Genomic DNA, 19,945 nt, shown 5'->3' with positions numbered 1-19,945 from the left:
CGCCGCGATGCTGAACCTCGCCGAATACCGCCAGCGACCGGCCTTGCTCGCCGACTGGCTGCCCTGGGCCGGACTGGTGGCACCGGGCGTCGTCTTGAACAAGGACGGCAGCTTCCAGCGCACGGCGCGCTTTCGTGGCCCCGACCTCGACAGCGCGACGCAAGGCGAGCTGATCGCCACATCGGCGCGCTTGAACAACGCGCTGCGCCGCCTGGGTTCGGGCTGGGCGCTGTTCATCGAAGCCGAGCGCCGGTCTGCCGCCGACTACCCGCACTCCGATTTCCCCGAACCGCTGTCCTGGCTGGTCGATGAAGAACGCCGCGCCGCCTTCGAGGATTCGGGCAACCACTTCGAGAGCGGCTATCACCTGACGCTGGCCTACCTGCCGTCCGAGGAATCCCGTGCTCGGGCCGCGGGCCTGCTGTACGAAAACCGGCCCACCGAAGGCGTGGATTGGCGCGAGCGGCTGCACGCCTTCGTCGCTGAAACGGATCGCATCTTCGACCTGCTCGATGGCGTGATGCCGGAGATCGCCTGGCTTGATGACAGCCAGACGTTGACCTACCTGCATTCGACCGTCTCGACGCGCCGCTACCGCGTCGGCGTTCCCGAAGTGCCGTTCCACATCGACGCGCTGCTGACCGATTCCGCGCTGGTCGGTGGCCTGGCGCCGATGCTGGGCGACCAGCACCTGCGCGTGGTGTCGGTGCGCGGTTTCCCGACCTCGACCTGGCCGGGGATTCTGGACGACCTCAACCGCCTGGGCTTCGCGTATCGCTGGAGTACGCGCTTTCTGTGCCTCGACAAAGCCGAGGCGGAAAAAGAACTCGCCCGACTGCGCCGCCAGTGGTTTGCGAAAAGGAAGAACGTCATCGCGTTGCTGCGCGAGACGATCTTCCAGCAGGAAAGCCCGCTGGTCGATACCGACGCCAACAACAAGGCCGCCGACGCCGATGCTGCCTTGCAGGAGCTGGGCAGCGATCAGGTCGCCTTCGGCTACCTGACGGCGACCGTCACCGTCATGGACGCGGACGCCGCCGTTGCCGACGAGAAGCTGCGCATGGTGGAGCGCGTCATCCAGGGGCGCGGCTTCGTCACCATCCCCGAAACGCTCAACGCCGTGGATGCGTGGCTGTCGTCCATTCCGGGCAACGCATACGCCAATGTCCGCCAGCCCATCGTCTCGACGCTGAACCTGGCGCACATGATGCCGGTGTCGGCGGTATGGGCCGGCCAGGAACGCAATGCGCATCTCGATGGGCCGCCGCTGATCGTCACGCGCACAGACGGCGCCACGCCGTTCCGGCTGGTGACGCACATCGGCGACGTGGGCAACACGCTGGTGGTTGGCCCCATCGGCATGGGCAAGTCGGTGCTGCTGGCGACGATGGCGATGCAGTTCCGCCGCTATCGCGGCTCGCGCATCTTCGCCTTCGACATGGGGCGCTCGATCCGCGCGGCCATCCTGGGCATGGGCGGCGAGCACTACGACCTGGGCGCGGACGACGAGATCGCCTTCCAGCCGCTGGCGCGCATCGACCGAGAGGGCTACCGCACCTGGGCCAGCGAATGGGTGGAAGGCCGCCTGCTGCACGAAGGCGCGGCCGTCGGCCCGGACGAGAAGGCGGCCATCTGGTCTGCGCTGGGGAGCCTGGCCAGCGCGCCGGTGGAGCAGCGCACGCTCACGGGCCTGACGGCCTTGCTGCAATCGAACACCTTGCGCCAGGCACTCGCGCCCTACGTCCTGGGCGGCGCGCACGGCAGGCTGCTGGATGCCGACCACGACCGCCTCGGCACATCCGACGTGCAGGCGTTCGAGATGGAGGAGCTGATGCACAGCAAGGCTGCTGTGCTCGCGGTGCTGCGCTACCTGTTCGCGCGCTTCGAGGAGCGGCTGGATGGTGCGCCCACGCTGCTGATCCTCGATGAAGCCTGGCTGTTCCTCGATGACCCGGTGTTTGCGGCGCGCATCCGCCAGTGGCTCAAGACGCTGCGCAAGAAGAACGTCAGTGTCATCTTCGCCACGCAGTCGCTCGCGGACGTGAAGGATTCGGCCATCGCGCCGGCCATCATCGAAAGCTGCGCGAGCCGGATTTTCTTGCCGAACCCGCAAGCGACCGAACCGCAGATTCGCGCGATCTACGAGGGCTTCGGCCTCAACAGCCGGCAGATCGAGATCGTCGCCACCGCGCAGCCCAAGCGCGACTACTACTACCAATCCCGCCTCGGCAACCGCGTGTTCGACCTCGACCTGGGGCCGGCGACGCTGGCCTTCGCGGGTGCTTCCACGCCGCAAGACCAGCGCGCCATTGATGAGGTTCTTGGCCGCGTGCCGCAGGACGCCGGCGTGCCCGGCTTCGCGGGCGCCTGGCTGCGCCATCGCGGCCTCGATTGGGCGGCCGACCTGCTGCCCTCGTTCCCCGGCTACGCGCCGGGTTCCCTCCGTACCGCTGACCACCCCCAGGAGAACCAACTATGAAATTGCATACCCCCAAGCTCGCCGCGTTGACCGCCGCCTGCGTGCTCGCATTCGGCATCGCGCAACCCGCCCACGCCTTGTTCGGCGTCGGCGACATCGTGCTCGACCCGACCAATCTGGTGCAGAACACGCTCACCGCCGTTCGCACGCTGGAGCAGATCAATAACCAGATCCAGCAACTCCAGCACGAAGCGCAGATGCTCATTAACCAGGCGCGCAACCTGGCCAGCCTGCCGTCCAGCGTGGTCGGCCAGTTGCGCGCGAACCTGGCGACCACCCAGCGACTGATCGCGCAGGCCAAGGGCTTGGCCTACGAAGTGACAAGCATCGACCGCGAATTCGTGCGCCTGTATCCCGAGAAGTACGCCGCCACGGTGAGCGGCAATCAGATGTACCTCGATGCGCAGGAGCGTTGGAAGAACACGCTCAACGGCCTGCAAACGACCATGCAGATGCAGGCCCAGGCGTCGCAGAACCTGAGCGACGACGAAAGCGTGCTGGCCGACCTCGTGGGCAAGAGCCAGTCGGCCGAGGGCGCGCTGCAAGCGATGCAGGCCATGAACCAGTTGCTGGCCTTGCAGGCCAAGCAGTCGATCCAGACGCAGCGGCTCCAGATCACGCAAGACCGCGCGGCCTCGCTGGAACTGGCGCGGCAGGCGGCGGCCACGGAGCGCGGGCGCGAAGTGACGCGCCGCTTCCTGGGCGAAGGCACGCCGTACACGCCGCAGCCCGTCAATTTCTACAACCGCTGACGGAGGCTGCCATGCAACGCACGCCCGTCGTGTTTGCTTTCGCCATTCATGCGCTGGTGCTGGCCGGCTGTGACCGGCCGCAGCAAGTGTCGGTGAATGCGCTCGCCGCCGACCCGGCCCGGTTGCACGCGCTGCGCGCGCAGTGCCGCGCGGGCGCGCACGACGGCGCGTTTTGCGCGCAGGTGGCACAGGCCGACCTGCGGCGCTTTCTCTCCGGCCAGGCCGGGCCGAATGAGTACCAGACGCTGGCCGACCTGCCGCCGATCCCGCCCAGCTTCGATGAACCCGCCGATGGCAGCGCGGCAATCGCTCTGCCTGGGCAGGAGGACTCGCCATGAACGACGTGACGGTCATCGACCGCTTCCTCGACACCTTCTCGCGCTACATCGACTCGGGCTTTGGCCTGTTGCACGGCGAAGTGGCGTTTCTGACCGCCACGCTGATCGTCATCGACATGACGCTCGCCGGGCTGTTCTGGGCGATGAGCCATGCCACCGGCCAGGGCGAGGACGTGATCGCCAAGCTGATCCGCAAGGTGCTGTACGTCGGCGCCTTCGCCTACATCATCGGCAACTTCAACTGGTTGGCTGGCATCGTGTTCCGCTCCTTCGCCGGGCTGGGCCTGACGGCCAGCGGCTCGACCCTGAGCATGGAGAACTTCCTGCAACCGGGCCGGCTGGCGAAGGTCGGCATCGACGCCGGTGCGCCGATCCTGAAACGGATCGGCGACATGGCGGGCTTCCCCGAAGTCTTCGTGAACATCACGCCCATCGTCGTGATGTTCCTCGCTTGGCTGATCGTCCTGCTGTGCTTCTTCGTGCTGGCGATCCAGCTTTTCATCACGCTGATCGAGTTCAAGCTGACCACGCTTGCCGGCTTCGTGCTGGTGCCGTTCGCGCTCTGGAACAAGACCGCATTTCTCGCCGAGAAGGTGCTGGGCAACGTGGTGTCGTCCGGCATCAAGGTGCTGGTGCTGGCGGTGATCGTGGGCATCGGCTCGGGCCTGTTCGCCGAGTTTCAGGTACAGCCCGCCGAACCATCCATCGACCACTCCGTGGTCGTGATGCTGGCCTCGCTGACGCTGCTGGCCTTGGGCATCTTCGGGCCGGGCATTGCAACCGGGCTGGTGTCCGGCGGCCCGCAGCTCGGCGCAGGTGCGATGGCCGGTGCGGCGCTGGGCGCGGCCGGCGCTGCTGTTGCCGTGGGCGCTGCGGCTACGGGCGTCGGCGGCGCAGTCGCCGCCGGGGCGCGCATGGCGCCCGCAGCCGCCAAGCTGGCCGGTAGCGGAGCGCGTGCCGCCACTGGGGCCGCCAGCAGCGCGCGGTCGGCGTTTCAGGCGGGTTCTGCATCCGCCGGCGGCGGCCTCAAGGGCGCTGCCGCTGGTGTCGGCAATGTCGCCAAGACCGGCGCGCAGGCGACCGGGCAGAAGGTGGCTGAGGGCGCGCGCTCGATGAAGGAGCGTGTCGCCGCCGCCTTCCGGCCCGATGACGCCGGATCGGCGTCAGGGGGCGGTGCCGCACAGGCTGCAAACGAGCCAACCCCATCCACCGCGCAACCCGCCTGGGCCAAGCGCCTGCATCGCAGGCAGCAGCTCACCCATGCCGCGACGACCGCCGCCCACACGCTGCGCGGCGGCGATGGCGGCAGCTCCAGCCAAGGCCCGAGCCTGCGCGATTCCGATTCCTGATCTTCAAGGAGAACTCCCATGCGATTCAAACGACCGCAGGTGCGCTACGCCGATACGCCACAGCCTGCTACTCCGTATCAATCCGCCGCCCAGGTTTGGGACGAGCGCATCGGCTCGGCCCGCGTGCAGGCCAGAAACTGGCGTTTCATGGCCTTTGGCTGCCTCACGCTGGCCGTGCTGATGGCGGGCGGCCTAGTCTGGCGCTCGGCGCAGTCCATCGTCACGCCCTACGTCATTGAGGTGGACAACGCGGGCCAGGTGCGCGCTGTCGGCGAGGCCGCCACGCCCTACAAGCCCAGCGATGCGCAGATCGCCTACCACCTGGGCCGCTTCATCGGCCTGGTGCGCTCGCTGTCCATCGACCCCATCGTGGTGCGGCAGAACTGGCTCGATGCCTACGACTACACGACCGACAAAGGCGCGGTCGTGCTCAACGAGTACGCCCGCACGAATGACCCGTTCGCGCGCATCGGCAAGGAGTCGGTGACGGTGCAGATCACCAGCGTGACCCGCGCCAGCGACACGTCTTTCAACGTGCGCTGGACGGAAACGCGCTTCGTCAATGGCGCGCTGGATCGCACCGAACGCTGGAACGCGGTGATTTCCACGGTGCTGCAAACCCCGCGCACCGAGCAGCGTCTGCGCAAGAACCCCCTGGGCATCTACGTCAACGGGCTGTCGTGGAGCCGCGAACTGGAAGCTAACGAAGGAGCAAAACCATGAATGATCTTTTCCGTAAATCCGCCTTGCCGGTGATGCTTCTGGCTTCGACCGTGCTGTTCTCTGGCTGCGCTACTCAGGGCAAGCCGCCACCGACCATTTCGCTCGATGAGCCGGTGCAGGCCCAGCCGCTGCCGGAGCCACCAAAACCGGTGGAGGTGGTCACGGTGCCGCAGCCGCTCGCGCTGCCGTCGCAGTTGAAACCACTGCCAGAGACCGAGGAGGCCAAGCCCGCGCCGGAACCCGCGGATGAGAAAGTGCGCGTCTCGCGCGCCAATGCCGAGGCCCGTGTCGCGCCCACGCGCGAAGGCTACGTCAACGCGATCCAGGTCTGGCCCTTTACCGATGGCGCGCTTTACCAGCTCTATGCGGCCGTGGGCCGCGTGACGGTGGTTTCGCTGCAGCCCGGCGAGGAACTGGTGACGGTCGCGGCCGGCGACACGGTGCGCTGGATCGTCGGGGACACGTCGAGCGGCAGCGGTGAGGCTCTGCGCGTCAACGTGATGGTCAAGCCGATCCGCTCGGGCTTGAAGACCAATCTGGTCATCACCACCAGCCGCCGGACGTATCTGCTGGAGCTGACTTCGACCGAAAAGACGTGGATGGCGTCGGTGTCCTGGGAGTACCCGAAGGACAAGATGCTGGCCTTGCAGCGCCAGGCGCAGGCGGCCAGCGCCGCCGCCCCGGTCGATAGCGGCCTGTCGCTGGAGAAGATCCGTTTCCGCTATGCCATCAGCGGCAGCAATCCGCCGTGGAAGCCGCTGCGTGCTTTCGATGACGGCGAGAAGGTCTACATCCAGTTCCCGCCCGGCATCGCCCAGGGCGAGCTGCCGCCGCTGTTCGTGATCGGCGCGCAAGGCGACGGGCAACTGGTGAACTACCGATTCCGTGCGCCGTACTACATCGTTGATCGCCTGTTCGGCGCGGCCGAACTGCGCCTGGGCGGGGACAAAGGCGACGTGGTGCGGATTGAGCGCACGGACGGCACACGGAGGAACTGACCATGAGCCAGGACGATTCCCCTGATCTTGCGGCGCAGGCGGGCAAGGTCGCGCCCGAGGCGGTGGCGCTGCGCGCCCAGCCGCGCCCGGTCACGCGCCTGAACCGGCGCACGCTGGCCATCCTCGTCGGCGTCCTGTCGGTCGCCGTGCTCGGGGCCACGATCTGGTCATTGCAGCCGCACCGGCGCGGCACGGGCGAGCAGACCGAGCTTTACAACGTCGATCGCGTCTCGAAGTCCGAGGGGCTGGATGGTCTGCCGGCCGACTACTCGAAGCTGCCGCCGAAGGTGCCCGAGCTGGGGCCGCCGCTGCCGGGTGATCTCGGCCCAGCCATCGTGAAGTCGCAGCAGCCGGTGACGCCGGCCTACGCACCGCCGGGACATGATCCGGCGGATGCGTGGCGCAAGGAGGCCGATGCGGCGGCGAACTCGTCGGTGTTTTTCCGCTCGGGCAACCAAGGCAAGGCCACCGCGCCGGTCACGGCGCAAGCCGCTGCGGCTGCGCCCGGCAGCGCCTTGGCGGGCTTCGACCCGCTGGCCGCTGGCCCGGCCTCGACGGCGGCCCAGCCATCCGACCCGACAGCCGTGCAGAACCGGCAAGACCAGAAAGAGGCTTTCCTGAAAGGCGGTTCTACGGAAACCCGCAATTCCGGCAATCTCCAGATGCCGGCCTCGCCGTATCAGGTCATGGCGGGAACGGTGATCGCGGGCGCGCTGGTGACGGGCATCAAGTCCGATCTGCCGGGCGACGTGATAGCCACGGTGACGGAGCCGGTCTATGACACGGCCACTGGCAAGTTCCTGCTGATCCCACAGGGATCGCGCATCCTGGGCAAGTACAACAGCCAGGTGAGCTACGGGCAGAGCCGCGTACAGGTGGTGTGGAACCGCGTCATCCTGCCGGACACGTCCTCGCTGAAGCTAGACAACCTGGCGGGCACTGACCCTGCCGGCTATTCCGGCCTGGAGGATGGCGTCGATTGGCATTGGGATCGCGTCTTCGCGGGTGCGGCGCTGACGACCCTGCTGGGCGTGGGTGCCGAGTTGGCCGCACCGGAAAACCGGCAGGATGGCAACCGCATCGTGATCGCTGGGCGCGATAGCGCGCAGGACAGCATCAACCAGGTCGGCCAAGAGATGACCCGGCGCAACATGAACATCCAGCCGACGCTGACCGAGCGGCCGGGCCTGCCGGTGCGGATCATCGTCAACCGCGATTTTGTGCTGCGGCCGTACCAGCCTATGTTCTTCAACCGTGGAATTGCGAAATGAACACCACCAGGAAGTTGCGGCTTGGGCCGCTGCCCAAGGTCGAGAGCGTCAAGCTGGCCTTTGCGTGCCCGGTCAGCCTGAAAGCCGACCTCGACCGTTACGCCGCGCTGCACGCGCAGGTGTACGGCGAAGCGGTCGATGCCACGACGCTGATCCCGCACATGCTAGAGGCCTTCATGCAAGGAGACCGTGGGTTTCAGAGAAACAGCGCTAGTAAACACGCATTGCAAAACGCTGGTGGAGTAACCATCTCCGGTTGCCGTACGCCGTGAGCTTTTTGGCTATGCGTGACCTAGGTTGCGGGAGTTGGCATCGCGGCTTCGAATTTCGAGGGCTGCAAGCGGTGGGGTGTGCTACAGGTGCGCCATTCACCCACCCGCCAAGTGCTTCAGTGCTTGTGGCCGCCCTGGGCATCGTGGCCAGCCGGCTGGGCGCTGGCGTTGAGCGCACGCACGGGAGCCTTCACTTCGACCGATTCGCGCTTGCCGTCCGGGCCCTCGATGACGAGGGTCAGAGGCACCGTGTCGCCTTCCTTCACCTGCTGCTTCAGGTCCATCAGCATCACGTGGTAGCCGCCGGGCTTGAGTTCCACGGTCTTGCCTGCGGGCAGCTCGACGGCCGGCACCTGGCGCATCTTCATCACGTTGTCCTGCATGGCCATCTCGTGGACCTCGACGGCGGGCGTAAGCGGCGAGCTGGCCGAGACCAGCTTGCTATTCTTGGTTGCCTTCAACTGCATGAAGGCGCCGGTGGCTTTCTGTTGCGGTACGGTGGCGCGCACCCAGGCATCTTTGACGGTGACTTGCGCCTGGGCGGTGGCCGCGAGCAGCGAGGCGGCGACGATGGCTGTGCGGATGACGAGTTTCATGGTGTTCTCCTTGAGGGGATAGAGGGTCAGGCAGGGTTCAAGAGCTTGCGGATGTCGTCCGCATAGTCTTGGGCGGGTTGCTCATGGCGCAGGGCCAAGCGCAGCTTTCCTAGCGGGTCGTAGACGTAGCTGAGCGATGTGTGGTCCATGGTGTAGGACGATCCCGTCGGCATTTTCTTGTAGTAGACCTTGAAGTCCTTGGCGATCTGTGCGGTGCGTTCCAGGTCGCCGTACAGACCGATAAAGCTGGGGTCGAATGCAGCCGTGTAGGCTTTGAGCACCTCGGGCGTGTCGCGCTCGGGATCGACCGTGACGAACAGTGTCTGGAAGCGCTCGCCGTCGGGGCCGAGAAGCCGCTTGACCTCGGCCGCCCGCGCCAGGGCCGTCGGGCAGACATCTGGGCACTGAGTGAAGCCGAAGAAGACCAGGATGGCCTTGCCTCGGAAGTCCGCCAGCGTGCGCTCATTGCCATCCGGGTCGGAGAGCCGGATGTCCGTGGCATAGGTTGCACCGGTCAGATCGACACCTTTGTACGTGGGGACGTCTCAGAAAACGGAAAATAAAGCACGTTAAGCCCATTGCAGACGCTAGATATTGACGAGTACGTCGGGTTTTCTCTTGTTTGAGTTGCCTCTTGTGGTAAGATAGTAATCAATTACTATCTTACAAGGAGTGCTCGTGGACACCCATCCAAAGCATCTGCCGGCCGATGAACGTCGTGCCGTAACTGTCGAGTCCGTCGTGGCGCTTGCCGGTTCACAAAACCCAAGCGAGATAACCACTGCAGCTATCGCTAAACACATGAACTTGACCCAGGGTGCGCTGTTTCGGCACTTCCCGAACAAGGAAGCCATTTGGCAGGCGGTCATGGAGTGGGTAGCAGAGCGCCTATTAGCCAGAATCGATCGATCCGCACAAGGAATCGAGTCGCCCTTGGCAGCCATGGAGGCGATGTTCATGAGTCATATCGAATTCGTAGCTGAGCACCCAGGCGTGCCAAGAATGATGTTTGGTGAGCTTCAGCGTGCCGAATCGACACCGGCCAAGCGCATGGTGCAAACCTTGATTCAGCGCTACGGCGAACGTTTGCATCGTCTCATCGAGAAAGGCAAGGCCAGCGGCGAGTTGTCTCCCTCGCTTGACAACGAGGCGGCGGCAACGCTGTTCATTGGCACGATCCAGGGCTTGGTCATGCAATCGCTGTTGGCGGGTGATGTGGGACGTATGCACCGCGATGCGCCGCGCGTCTTTGCAATTTATCGGCGTGGCATAAGGAGTGCGCAATGAAAAAGTTACCCTTGCAAGGCCGCACCCTGGCGCTGCTTGCCGTCATCATTCCTTTGCTGGTGCTTTTTATTTATGTCGGTCTGCGATCAGGGCCGCTCGCCCCGGTCGCGGTGACGGTGGCAAGCGTGGAATCACGGGCTATCACACCGGCGCTGTTCGGCATCGGCACGGTGGAGGCGCGCTACACCTACAAGATCGGGCCGACGTTTGCCGGGCGCGTCAAACGCCTGGAGGTGCATGTAGGCGACCAGGTCAAGGCCGGACAGGTGCTCGGCGAGATGGAGCCGGTCGACCTCGATGATCGGGTGCGCTCACAGGAGTCGGCATTCAAGCGTGCGGAAGCGGCTTTGCGCGAGGCAGAAGCCCGGCAAGCCTACGCGCAAACCCAGGCGCGCCGCTACGAGCAATTGTTTGCGGTGCGCTCGACCAGCGAGGAAATCGTCACCACCAAGCGGCAGGAACTGCAGATCGCCGATGCCGCCTTATCTGCCGCTCGGGAAGATATTGTCCGGGCACGCTCCGACCGCGAAGGACTCGTCGCGCAGCGGAGCAATCTGCGCCTGATCGCGCCGGTCGACGGTGTAGTCGCCGTGCGCGATGCCGATCCCGGCACGACCATCGTCGCGGGCCAGGCCGTGGTGGAAGTGATCGACCCCAAGAGTTTGTGGATCAATGCGCGCTTCGACCAGATCAGCGCATCGGGGCTGGCTGGGGGGTTGCCGACTCTTATCGTCCTGCGTTCGCGTGGTGGCCAGACCTTGAAAGGTCGCGTGCTGCGGGTGGAACCCAAGGCCGACGCGGTAACCGAGGAAACGCTTGCCAAGGTGACATTCGATAACAAACCAGAACCTTTGCCACCGGTGGGTGAACTGGCCGAAGTCACGGTTGACTTGCCGGCGCTCCCGGCCGCTCCACTGATCCCCAACGCTGCCGTCCAGCGTGAGGGCGACAAAGTTGGTGTCTGGCAAATCGTGGATGGTGATCTGCATTTCTCCCCGGTCAAGCTCGGTACTTCCGACCTCAATGGTTACGTGCAGGTGCGCGAAGGGCTCAAGAATGGGGACCAGGTTGTGACCTATAGCGAAAAGGCACTGACGGCGCGCAGCCGCATCCATGTGGTCGACCATATCCCAGGAGTGTCACGATGATCAGCCTGGCCGGCCGCGACATTCTCCATGCCTGGGGAAAATTCGTCTTCACCGGCATCGGTCTGGGTCTGCTGATCGGCGTCACCCTGGTCATGGCTGGGGTGTACCGAGGCATGGTGGACGACGGCAAGGCGTTGCTCGACAACAGTGGCGCTGACCTTTGGGTGGTGCAAAAGGATACTCTGGGTCCTTATGCGGAGTCGTCCAGCCTCAACGATGACGTGTATCGCGCCATTCTCGCCATGCCGGGAGTCTCACAGGCAGCGAACGTGACCTACCTGACCATGCAGGTACGCAAGGGCGAGAGTGATGTACGCACCATGGTGGTCGGCATCGCGCCCGGTGCGTTGGGGGCTACACCCGGATGGCCTCCTTATCTCGTCGCTGGACGCCAGATCACGCGCGGTCACTACGAGGCGGTGGCCGACATCGCCACCGGCTTCAAACTGGGAGATCGTCTTGCCATTCGCCGAAATCATTACACCGTCGTGGGGCTGACACGGCGCATGGTGTCGTCCAGCGGCGACCCGATGGTATTCATTCCGCTCAAGGATGCCCAAGAGGCTCAGTTCCTCAAGGACAACGACGCCATTTGGCAAAGCCGGCGTCGCACCGAAGCCAACCCGGCCTTCAATCGACCCGGTGTTACTGGTTTGCTGGATGCCGTGATTGCTTCACAGAGCACCAACGCGTTCGTCAATGCAGTGCTGGTCACTCTGAAACCTGGTCATGCGCCGGACGAGGTTGCCGAATCCATCCGGCGCTGGAAACGTTTGACGGTCTACACACGGGCACAGATGGAAGACATCCTCGTCGGCAAGTTGATCGCCACGTCGGCCAAGCAGATCGGCATGTTCTTGGTGATTCTGGCCATCGTTAGCGCGGCCATCGTTGCCTTCATCATCTATTCGCTGACGATGGACAAAATCCGCGAGATCGCGGTGTTGAAGCTCATCGGCACACGCAACCGAACCATCGCCGCGATGATCATGCAGCAGGCGCTCGCCCTGGGCGTGATTGGTTTCGTGGTCGGCAAGATCACAGCCACTTTCTCAGCGCCCCTGTTTCCCAAGTACGTACTGCTGATGCCGTTCGACTCCATCGCCGGTTTTTTCGCCGTGCTCGTGATCTGCGTTCTAGCCAGCATCGTCGCCATTCGCATGGCACTCAAGGTCGACCCGGCCGAAGCCATTGGAGGTTGAGATGAGTGGCAAAGGCATTCGCATCGAAGGTTTGAGAAAACGTTATGGCGAGGGCGATACCGCGGTCAATGCCTTGAAAGGCGTGGACATGCAGGTGGCACCCGGCGAGGTGGTGGGCCTGATTGGCCCTTCCGGGTCCGGCAAGAGCACGCTGCTCAAATGTCTGGGCGCGGTGATTGATCCGACCGCCGGTCGCATGACGCTGGGCGATGAAGTGATCTACGACGATGGCTGGAAAGTCCGCGACTTGCGCGCCTTGCGGCGCGACAAGATCGGTTTCGTTTTCCAGGCACCATACCTGATTCCGTTTCTCGATGTCACCGACAACGTGGCGCTACTGCCGATGCTCGCAGGCGTCGCGAATGGGGAGTCGCGCGCGAAGGCACTGGAACTGCTCACCGCGCTCGATGTGCAACACCGGGCTCGCGCCATGCCCTCGCAACTCTCCGGTGGCGAGCAGCAACGGGTCGCCATTGCGCGAGGTTTGGTCAATCGCCCTCCGGTGATCCTGGCTGATGAGCCCACAGCTCCACTAGACAGTGAGCGCGCCATGGCTGTAATCCGCATCCTCAATGACATGGCTCGGAAGTTCGAGACCGCCATCATCGTCGTCACCCATGACGAAAAGATCATCCCCACTTTCAAGCGCATCTACCACATCCGCGACGGTGTGACCCATGAGGAAGCTGGCGAAGGGCGGGAGTTCGAATGAGAGAACGATTGAATTACAGGAGAATTTCATGACCCACCGCAAACACAGCCACGCATTTGGAACTATCACCCTGACCGTTACGGCCTGCCTGCTTTTATGGGGTTTTCAGTTGCCAGCTTGGGCTGGTGACGCTACCCAGGTTGAGCCACTGGCGCTACGCAAGATCATGCAGGAACTCGGGCGCAACATGCAGGCTATTACCGGTGCGATTTCGCAGGAGGAATGGGTTCAGGTCGTTCAGCTCGCCCCAAAAGTTGCTGCACACCCCGAGCCACCGCTTACTGAAAAAATGCGCATCCTTGCTTACCTCGGCGCTGATGCGACCAAGTTCAGAAACTTTGACGCGCAGACTCACGAGGCGGCGCTGGCCATGAAGCTGGCTGCTGCGAGCAGCGACGGCAAGGCGGTGATCCAATCATTCGCCCACGTGCAGGAAAGCTGCTTGGGCTGCCACCAAGCTTTCCGTAAACCTTTCGTGGAGCATTTTTATGGAGCACGCTAAAACATGCCAGCGCCCCATCAGCCTCGAAAGACGGCTTGCGGCAACTTACCTGGTAGCTGGTCTGGTCACCGCCGGTCTGGCCGGTTGCGCCGCCGGCCCTGATTTTCAGCGTCCCACCGCACCCGATGTGGCTCGCTACACTGCAACACCGGTGGCTGATAGAACCGCGTCCGCTCCCACGCAGTTCGGCGAAACACAACGTCTAGTCGAAGGGCTTCCGATCGAAACGCAATGGTGGCAAAGCTTGGGTTCATCCACACTCGACGGACTGATCAACGAAGCTTTCCATGTCAGCCCGACGCTGGCGAGCATCAGCGCCAATTTGCGACAGGCGCAGGAGCTTCTTGCCGCACAGGCGGGCTCGACGCAATATCCACAGGTAGATGTCGCACTGGGATCTCAGCGCCAGCAAATGAGTCCCAGTAGCCAAGGGTTGAGCGGAGACGCACGTCAATTCAGCCTCTACAACGCCAGCGTTGGCGTGCATTACAACCTCGATCTGGCTGGCGGCAACCGGCGCGCACTCGAAGCCTTGGCTGCTCGCGCCGACTACCGTCGCTTCGAACTGAATGCTGCGCGCCTGGCCCTTGCCGGCAACATGGCAACCGCTGCCATTACCCGAGCACGCCTCGCCGCGCAACTAGAAGCCACTACTGCCATTTTGCGCGTGCAGGATGAGCAACTGCGCCTAGCCCATGAACGCGTGCGTATCGGTCAGGCCTCACCTGATGAAGCGTTGAGCCTACAAGCTCAGGCGGAGCAAACGCGGGCAGAACTGCCTGCGCTGCGTAAACAACTGCAACAAACCGAACATCTACTGGCGGTGCTAGCCGGTCGTGCCCCAGGCACGGGTGGCATCCCGGCCTTCACTCTGGCCGATTTCACTCTGCCCGTCGAGATGCCGCTCGTCGTGCCCTCAGAACTGGTGCGCCGCCGACCGGATATCCAGGCGTCAGAGGCGCTGTTGCATGCGGCCAATGCAGACTATGGTGTGGCTGTCGCCAAGCTCTACCCACAGATCAACCTGAGCGCCAACCTTGGCTCTCAAGCGCTGACCACCGGTACCCTGTTCGGTGGTGGCTCGGCAGTGTGGGGCCTGGTTGCGCAGCTCACCCAGCCTCTTTTTAATCCAGGGCTACCCGCTGAAAAAAGAGCGGCGCTCGCCGCTTTTGATGCCGCCGCAGCCAATTACCAGAGCGTCGTATTGGAGTCTTTGCGTAACGTCGCCGACACCCTGCGCGCGGTGGAAAGCGATGCACAAACTTTGACTGCCCTCGCTGCCGCTGATATGGCTGCACAGGCCTCCTTGCAGTCGGTCGAGCGGCAATACCGGCTGGGCGCGGCCAGCTACCTGCAACTGCTCATCGCGCAGCAACAGGCACAGTCAATCCGGATCAATATGGTTGCGGCCCAGGCACAACGCCTAGTCGATAGTGTTGCTTTATATCAGGCCCTGGGAGGTGGTGTCAGTTAAGGCTATGCCCTAACCTGATGTCAGATGTTGAGCACAAACAACGTCAGAGTAGAGTGTGAATTTATATTTATTGACACATTCAGTCAAGGGTAATAGATTTCATCCTGACATTTTTACCTTTGGAGGCATCTTGCAAGGTCAACGTATCGGCTACGTCCGCGTCAGCAGCTTCGACCAGAATCCTGATCGACAACTGGAACAAATAGAAGTCGGCAAGGTATTCACCGATAAGGCTTCAGGCAAGGACACACAACGTCCCGAACTTGAAAGGCTGCTGGCCTTCGTCCGCGAGGGCGACACCGTGGTGGTGCATAGCATGGACAGGTTGGCACGCAACCTTGATGACCTGCGCCGCATCGTCCAAGGGCTGACACAACGGGGCGTGCGCATGGAGTTCGTCAAAGAAGGGCTGACGTTCACCGGCGAGGACTCACCGATGGCCAATCTGATGCTGTCGGTCATGGGAGCCTTTGCTGAGTTCGAGCGCGCCCTGATCCGCGAACGTCAGCGCGAGGGAATCGTGCTGGCCAAGCAGCGCGGTGCCTACCGGGGACGAAAGAAATCGCTGAACAGCGAACAAATTGCCGAGTTGAAACGGCGAGTTGCGGCAGGCGACCAAAAAACCTTGGTGGCCCGTGACTTCGGCATCAGCCGCGAAACCTTGTACCAGTACCTGCGGGAAGACTGACCATGCCACGCCGCTCAATCCTGTCCGCCACCGAGCGCGAAAGTCTGCTGGCACTGCCAGATGCCAAAGACGAACTGATACGGCACTACACGTTCAACGAAACCGACCTGTCGGTGATCCGTCAGCGTCGCGGCGCCGCGAATCGATTGGGCTTCGCCGTGCAGCTTTGCTACTTGCGATTCCCTGGCATCTTCTTGGGCGTCGATGAACCTCCATTTCCGCCCCTGCTGCGCATGGTGGCCGCACAACTCAAGGTGCCGGTGGAAAGCTGGAACGATTACGGCCAGCGCGAGCAGACACGGCGGGAGCACTTGGTCGAGCTGCAAACGGTGTTTGGATTCAAGCCCTTCACCATGAGTCACTACCGGCAAGCCGTGCATACACTGACCGAACTGGCCTTGCAAACAGACAAAGGCATTGTGCTGGCCAGCACCCTTGTTGAAAACCTGCGGCGGCAGAGCATCATCCTACCCGCCATGAATGCCATCGAGCGCGCAAGCGCCGAGGCCATTACCCGTGCCAACCGGAGCATCCATGCGGCATTGGCCGATTCCTTGATACCTGTCCATCGCCAGCGCCTGGACGAACTGCTCAAGCGCAAGGATGGTAGCAAAATGACGTGGCTAGCGTGGCTGCGCCAATCGCCCGCCAAGCCGAACTCGCGCCACATGCTTGAACACATCGAACGCCTCAAAGCCTGGCAGGCGCTTGACCTACCTGCTGGCATCGAACGGCAGGTACACCAAAACCGCTTGCTCAAGATCGCCCGCGAGGGCGGCCAGATGACGCCCGCCGACCTGGCCAAGTTCGAGTCGCAGCGGCGTTACGCCACCTTGGTAGCACTGGCCATCGAGGGCATGGCCACCGTCACTGATGAAATCATCGACCTTCACGACCGCATCATCGGCAAGCTGTTCAATGCGGCCAAGAACAAGCATCAACAGCAGTTCCAGGCTTCCGGCAAGGCGATCAACGACAAGGTGCGGATGTATGGGCGCATCGGTCAGGCGCTGATTGAAGCCAAACAAAGCGGCGGCGATCCGTTCGCCGCCATCGAAGCGGTCATGCCGTGGGACACCTTCGCCGCCAACGTCACCGAGGCGCAAACGCTGGCGCGGCCTGCCGATTTTGATTTCCTGCACCATATCGGCGAGAGTTACGCCACGCTGCGCCGCTATGCGCCGCAGTTCCTGGACGTGCTCAAACTGCGCGCCGCGCCCACCGCCAAGGGTGTGCTCGATGCCATCGACGTGCTGCGCGGCATGAACAGCGACAGCGCGCGCAAGGTGCCCGCCGATGCGCCAACCGCATTCATCAAGCCGCGCTGGGCAAAGCTGGTTCTGACCGACGAGGGTATTGACCGGCGTTACTACGAGTTATGCGCCCTGTCGGAGCTGAAGAACGCACTGCGCTCTGGTGATGTTTGGGTGCAGGGTTCGCGCCAGTTCAAGGACTTCGACGAATACCTGGTGCCGATCGAGAAGTTCGCCACCCTGAAGCTGGCCAGCGAATTGCCACTGGCCGTGGCCACCGACTGCGACCAATATCTGCATGACCGACTGGAATTATTGGAGGCGCAACTCGCCACAGTCAACCGCATGGCGGCGACCAACGACTTACCGGATGCCATCATCACCACTGCATCGGGCCTGAAGATCACGCCGCTGGACGCAGCGGTGCCAGACGCCGCGCAAGCCTTGATTGACCAGTCGGCGATGTTGCTGCCGCACCTCAAGATCACCGAGTTGCTGATGGAGGTCGATGAATGGACGGGCTTCACGCGCCACTTCACACACCTGAAGACCGGCGACACGGCCAAGGACAAAACCTTGCTGATGACGACGATTCTGGCTGATGGTATCAATCTTGGGCTCACCAAGATGGCCGAGTCCTGCCCTGGCACCACCTACGCCAAGCTGTCTTGGCTGCAAGCCTGGCACGTTCGCGACGAAACCTATTCGACGGCGCTGGCCGAGCTGGTGAACGCACAGTTTCGACAACCCTTCGCCGGAAACTGGGGCGACGGCACCACGTCATCGTCGGACGGCCAGAACTTCCGAACCGGCAGCAAGGCAGAGAGCACCGGGCATATCAATCCGAAGTATGGAAGTAGCCCTGGGCGGACGTTCTATACCCATATCTCCGACCAATACGCGCCCTTCAGCGCCAAGGTGGTCAACGTCGGCTTGCGCGACTCGACCTATGTGCTCGATGGCCTGCTGTACCACGAGTCTGACTTGCGTATCGAGGAACACTACACCGACACGGCGGGCTTCACCGATCATGTGTTCGGCCTGATGCACTTTCTGGGATTCCGGTTCGCGCCGCGCATCCGCGACCTGGGCGACACCAAGCTGTTCATTCCCAAGGGCGATACTGCCTACGATGCACTCAAGCCGATGATTAGCAGCGACAGGCTGAACATCAAGGCTATTCGCGCTCATTGGGATGAAATCCTACGGCTGGCCACTTCGATCAAGCAGGGCACGGTGACGGCCTCGCTGATGCTGCGCAAGCTCGGCAGCTATCCGCGCCAAAACGGCTTGGCCGTCGCCCTGCGCGAGCTGGGGCGCATCGAGCGCACGCTGTTCATTCTGGATTGGCTGCAAAGCGTGGAGCTGCGCCGCCGCGTCCATGCGGGGCTGAATAAGGGCGAGGCGCGCAACGCGCTGGCCAGGGCGGTCTTCTTCTACCGATTGGGTGAAATCCGCGACCGCAGTTTTGAGCAGCAGCGCTACCGGGCCAGCGGCCTCAATCTGGTGACGGCGGCCATCGTGTTGTGGAACACGGTCTATCTGGAGCGTGCCACCAGTGCTTTGCGTGCCCACGGCAAGGCGCTGGACGACACGTTGCTGCAATATCTGTCACCGCTGGGGTGGGAGCATATCAACCTGACCGGCGATTACCTATGGCGCAGCAGTGCCAAGGTCGGTGCGGGGAAGTTCAGGCCATTGCGACCGCTGCCACCGGCTTAGCGTGCTTTATTTTCCGTTTTCTGAGACGACCCCTCCATCAACGGTGGGACTTGGGCGTCGGAGAACCCGACCACTGAGACAGTGGCGAGGGCCCACCCTCGTGGGTTTGCGAGTTGCTGAATGGCACCGTCATAGGCCCCAAGCTTGGTGAAGGCAAGAGCCTTGGTGGAATCACGGCTGGACGTCCAGGCAGTACGCAAGCACTTGCTTGCAATCCACGCGGTATAGCCAGACGCGAACAGCTTTAGGCCAAATTGCCCGCCAGCAGGAATCTCATAGGCAACCGCGACTAGCACGGAGCTGGTAGTGACGACGATGGAGAAGCCAAGACTGGTGCCGAGCGTGTAGCCAAGCGCTCCCCTAACTCCGTACGTCGGTAAGCGTCCGGCAAACCCATCTTGAGATTGCCGGGCCGGCCGCCGAGGATGGTGTCCACCAACGGGATTGAAGTGGACACCATGGAAGCCAGTCAACCGGCAAAGCGCCGCCGTCATGATGCGAGCCTGAAGCAGGCAGTTCTCGAGCAGTGCGCCGCGCCTGGTGCGTCGGTGGCCAGCATCGCGCTGGCGCATGGCCTGAACGCCAACCTCGTGCACAAGTGGCGGCGCGAAGCGCGTCCTGCACCGGCCGGTCTGGGCTCAACCCATGATGTCGGTCCTGAGCCCAGGTTCATCGCGGTCACCTTGCCGCCAGCTGTGCAGCCCACCGCTGCTGAGGTGGTCCAACTGGAACTGCGCCGAGGCACGCTGACCGTCAACTGCACTTGGCCGGTGTCGTCGATGCCGCAGTGCGCGGCCTGGCTGCGCGAGATTCTGCGTTGATTCGGGTCGACGCCGTGTGGCTGGCGGTCGAGCCATTAGACATGCGCTCGGGCACAGAGTCCGCGCTGGCTCGCGTTGTGCGCGTGTTCGGCGGCGCCCATCCGCACACCGCCTACCTCTTCGCGAATCGCAGGGCCAACCGTATGAAGGTGCTCGTCCACGACGGTGTGGGCGTGTGGCTCGCAGCCAGGCGGCTCAACAAGGGCCGGTTCGCCTGGCCATGTGACGTCACCGGCACGCTGCAGCTGACGAGCCAGCAGCTCGACGCGCTGGTGCTGGGCCTGCCCTGGCAGCTCATGGGCGAGGCTGGGGTCATTCGCCTGCTCTGACGCAATTGCCGGATGTGCCGATGCGCCTG

Annotated in this window: 20 protein-coding genes; 18 read left to right on the top strand and 2 right to left on the bottom strand. The window is 63.3% G+C overall.

Features of this window, described 5'->3' with window-relative positions:
- Positions 1-7: 7 nt before the first annotated feature.
- The 8 genes from trbE to F0P97_RS09050 are packed head-to-tail and all read left to right on the top strand — an operon-like array spanning position 8 to position 8,182.
- Entirely contained in the window at positions 8-2,479 is a 2,472-nt protein-coding gene (trbE, locus tag F0P97_RS09085; protein ID WP_003056125.1) for a conjugal transfer protein TrbE, read from the top strand.
- Positions 2,476-3,231 carry a P-type conjugative transfer protein TrbJ gene (trbJ, locus tag F0P97_RS09080; protein ID WP_003056124.1) on the top strand — a complete coding sequence of 252 codons (756 nt, stop codon included), beginning with the start codon at positions 2,476-2,478 and terminating at the stop codon, positions 3,229-3,231. Before trbE ends, trbJ begins: the two co-directional genes overlap by 4 nt.
- 11 nt (positions 3,232-3,242) lie before the next feature.
- Positions 3,243-3,569 (top strand): hypothetical protein, encoded by a 327-nt coding sequence (locus F0P97_RS09075; protein WP_003056123.1) that lies wholly within the window; start codon positions 3,243-3,245, stop codon positions 3,567-3,569.
- Positions 3,566-4,918, top strand: coding sequence for a P-type conjugative transfer protein TrbL (trbL, locus tag F0P97_RS09070; protein ID WP_182286476.1), 1,353 nt, complete (start codon positions 3,566-3,568; stop codon positions 4,916-4,918). Before F0P97_RS09075 ends, trbL begins: the two co-directional genes overlap by 4 nt.
- A gap of 18 nt (positions 4,919-4,936) precedes the next feature.
- Positions 4,937-5,641 (top strand): conjugal transfer protein TrbF, encoded by a 705-nt coding sequence (gene trbF, locus F0P97_RS09065; RefSeq protein ID WP_003056121.1) that lies wholly within the window; start codon positions 4,937-4,939, stop codon positions 5,639-5,641.
- Positions 5,638-6,639, top strand: coding sequence for a P-type conjugative transfer protein TrbG (gene trbG / locus F0P97_RS09060; RefSeq protein ID WP_003056120.1), 1,002 nt, complete (start codon positions 5,638-5,640; stop codon positions 6,637-6,639). Before trbF ends, trbG begins: the two co-directional genes overlap by 4 nt.
- Positions 6,640-6,641: 2 nt before the next feature.
- A complete protein-coding gene (locus F0P97_RS09055) occupies positions 6,642-7,910 on the top strand; it encodes a TrbI/VirB10 family protein (protein WP_003056119.1) in 1,269 nt (422 codons plus the stop codon).
- Positions 7,907-8,182, top strand: coding sequence for a DUF2274 domain-containing protein (locus tag F0P97_RS09050; protein ID WP_003056116.1), 276 nt, complete (start codon positions 7,907-7,909; stop codon positions 8,180-8,182). Before F0P97_RS09055 ends, F0P97_RS09050 begins: the two co-directional genes overlap by 4 nt.
- A gap of 116 nt (positions 8,183-8,298) precedes the next feature.
- Here the strand turns inward: F0P97_RS09050 and F0P97_RS09045 are convergent, their stop codons facing one another.
- Entirely contained in the window at positions 8,299-8,778 is a 480-nt protein-coding gene (locus F0P97_RS09045) for a copper chaperone PCu(A)C (protein ID WP_003056114.1), read from the bottom strand.
- Between the two features lie 26 nt (positions 8,779-8,804).
- On the bottom strand, positions 8,805-9,296 hold the full coding sequence (locus F0P97_RS09040; RefSeq protein ID WP_076841736.1) for an SCO family protein: 492 nt from the start codon (positions 9,294-9,296) through the stop codon (positions 8,805-8,807).
- 160 nt (positions 9,297-9,456) lie between these two features.
- Here F0P97_RS09040 and F0P97_RS09035 point away from each other — a divergent pair, with 160 nt between their 5' ends.
- From F0P97_RS09035 to tnpB, 10 genes are all read left to right on the top strand, one after another.
- Positions 9,457-10,065 carry a TetR/AcrR family transcriptional regulator gene (locus tag F0P97_RS09035; protein WP_004393990.1) on the top strand — a complete coding sequence of 203 codons (609 nt, stop codon included), beginning with the start codon at positions 9,457-9,459 and terminating at the stop codon, positions 10,063-10,065.
- On the top strand, positions 10,062-11,213 hold the full coding sequence (locus tag F0P97_RS09030; RefSeq protein ID WP_003056109.1) for an efflux RND transporter periplasmic adaptor subunit: 1,152 nt from the start codon (positions 10,062-10,064) through the stop codon (positions 11,211-11,213). The genes F0P97_RS09035 and F0P97_RS09030 overlap by 4 nt, the downstream gene beginning before the upstream one ends.
- Positions 11,210-12,415, top strand: coding sequence for an ABC transporter permease (locus tag F0P97_RS09025; RefSeq protein ID WP_003056108.1), 1,206 nt, complete (start codon positions 11,210-11,212; stop codon positions 12,413-12,415). The genes F0P97_RS09030 and F0P97_RS09025 overlap by 4 nt, the downstream gene beginning before the upstream one ends.
- A gap of 1 nt (position 12,416) precedes the next feature.
- Entirely contained in the window at positions 12,417-13,127 is a 711-nt protein-coding gene (locus F0P97_RS09020; RefSeq protein ID WP_003056107.1) for an ABC transporter ATP-binding protein, read from the top strand.
- Between the two features lie 28 nt (positions 13,128-13,155).
- A complete protein-coding gene (locus F0P97_RS09015; protein ID WP_003056106.1) occupies positions 13,156-13,629 on the top strand; it encodes a cytochrome c in 474 nt (157 codons plus the stop codon).
- Positions 13,616-15,103 (top strand): efflux transporter outer membrane subunit, encoded by a 1,488-nt coding sequence (locus F0P97_RS09010; RefSeq protein ID WP_003056103.1) that lies wholly within the window; start codon positions 13,616-13,618, stop codon positions 15,101-15,103. Before F0P97_RS09015 ends, F0P97_RS09010 begins: the two co-directional genes overlap by 14 nt.
- Before the next feature lie 130 nt (positions 15,104-15,233).
- Positions 15,234-15,791, top strand: a complete 558-nt coding sequence (locus F0P97_RS09005) for a recombinase family protein (RefSeq protein WP_001162010.1) — start codon at positions 15,234-15,236, stop codon at positions 15,789-15,791.
- Positions 15,792-15,793: 2 nt separating this feature from the next.
- Complete coding sequence (locus F0P97_RS09000; protein ID WP_003056098.1) at positions 15,794-18,766, top strand: Tn3 family transposase; 2,973 nt, start codon at positions 15,794-15,796, stop codon at positions 18,764-18,766.
- Positions 18,767-19,224: 458 nt separating this feature from the next.
- Positions 19,225-19,587 carry an IS66-like element accessory protein TnpA gene (gene tnpA, locus F0P97_RS08995; RefSeq protein WP_182286475.1) on the top strand — a complete coding sequence of 121 codons (363 nt, stop codon included), beginning with the start codon at positions 19,225-19,227 and terminating at the stop codon, positions 19,585-19,587.
- Complete coding sequence (tnpB, locus tag F0P97_RS08990) at positions 19,554-19,916, top strand: IS66 family insertion sequence element accessory protein TnpB (protein ID WP_227472691.1); 363 nt, start codon at positions 19,554-19,556, stop codon at positions 19,914-19,916. Before tnpA ends, tnpB begins: the two co-directional genes overlap by 34 nt.
- The last annotated feature ends 29 nt before the right edge of the window (positions 19,917-19,945 follow it).

The organism is Comamonas testosteroni, assembly GCF_014076415.1.
Lineage (GTDB): Bacteria > Pseudomonadota > Gammaproteobacteria > Burkholderiales > Burkholderiaceae_C > Comamonas > Comamonas testosteroni_F.
The sequence above is the reverse complement of the archived record's forward strand: the minus strand, read 5'-3'. Positions and strand labels throughout refer to the sequence as shown.

Coding starts and splice junctions, on each gene's coding strand:
- trbE (WP_003056125.1), top strand. CDS start 8: ATGCTGAACCTCGCCGAATACCGCCAGCGACCGGCCTTGCTCGCCGAC.
- trbJ (WP_003056124.1), top strand. CDS start 2,476: ATGAAATTGCATACCCCCAAGCTCGCCGCGTTGACCGCCGCCTGCGTG.
- F0P97_RS09075 (WP_003056123.1), top strand. CDS start 3,243: ATGCAACGCACGCCCGTCGTGTTTGCTTTCGCCATTCATGCGCTGGTG.
- trbL (WP_182286476.1), top strand. CDS start 3,566: ATGAACGACGTGACGGTCATCGACCGCTTCCTCGACACCTTCTCGCGC.
- trbF (WP_003056121.1), top strand. CDS start 4,937: ATGCGATTCAAACGACCGCAGGTGCGCTACGCCGATACGCCACAGCCT.
- trbG (WP_003056120.1), top strand. CDS start 5,638: ATGAATGATCTTTTCCGTAAATCCGCCTTGCCGGTGATGCTTCTGGCT.
- F0P97_RS09055 (WP_003056119.1), top strand. CDS start 6,642: ATGAGCCAGGACGATTCCCCTGATCTTGCGGCGCAGGCGGGCAAGGTC.
- F0P97_RS09050 (WP_003056116.1), top strand. CDS start 7,907: ATGAACACCACCAGGAAGTTGCGGCTTGGGCCGCTGCCCAAGGTCGAG.
- F0P97_RS09045 (WP_003056114.1), bottom strand. CDS start 8,778: ATGAAACTCGTCATCCGCACAGCCATCGTCGCCGCCTCGCTGCTCGCG.
- F0P97_RS09030 (WP_003056109.1), top strand. CDS start 10,062: ATGAAAAAGTTACCCTTGCAAGGCCGCACCCTGGCGCTGCTTGCCGTC.
- F0P97_RS09025 (WP_003056108.1), top strand. CDS start 11,210: ATGATCAGCCTGGCCGGCCGCGACATTCTCCATGCCTGGGGAAAATTC.
- F0P97_RS09020 (WP_003056107.1), top strand. CDS start 12,417: ATGAGTGGCAAAGGCATTCGCATCGAAGGTTTGAGAAAACGTTATGGC.
- F0P97_RS09015 (WP_003056106.1), top strand. CDS start 13,156: ATGACCCACCGCAAACACAGCCACGCATTTGGAACTATCACCCTGACC.
- F0P97_RS09010 (WP_003056103.1), top strand. CDS start 13,616: ATGGAGCACGCTAAAACATGCCAGCGCCCCATCAGCCTCGAAAGACGG.
- F0P97_RS09000 (WP_003056098.1), top strand. CDS start 15,794: ATGCCACGCCGCTCAATCCTGTCCGCCACCGAGCGCGAAAGTCTGCTG.
- tnpA (WP_182286475.1), top strand. CDS start 19,225: ATGGAAGCCAGTCAACCGGCAAAGCGCCGCCGTCATGATGCGAGCCTG.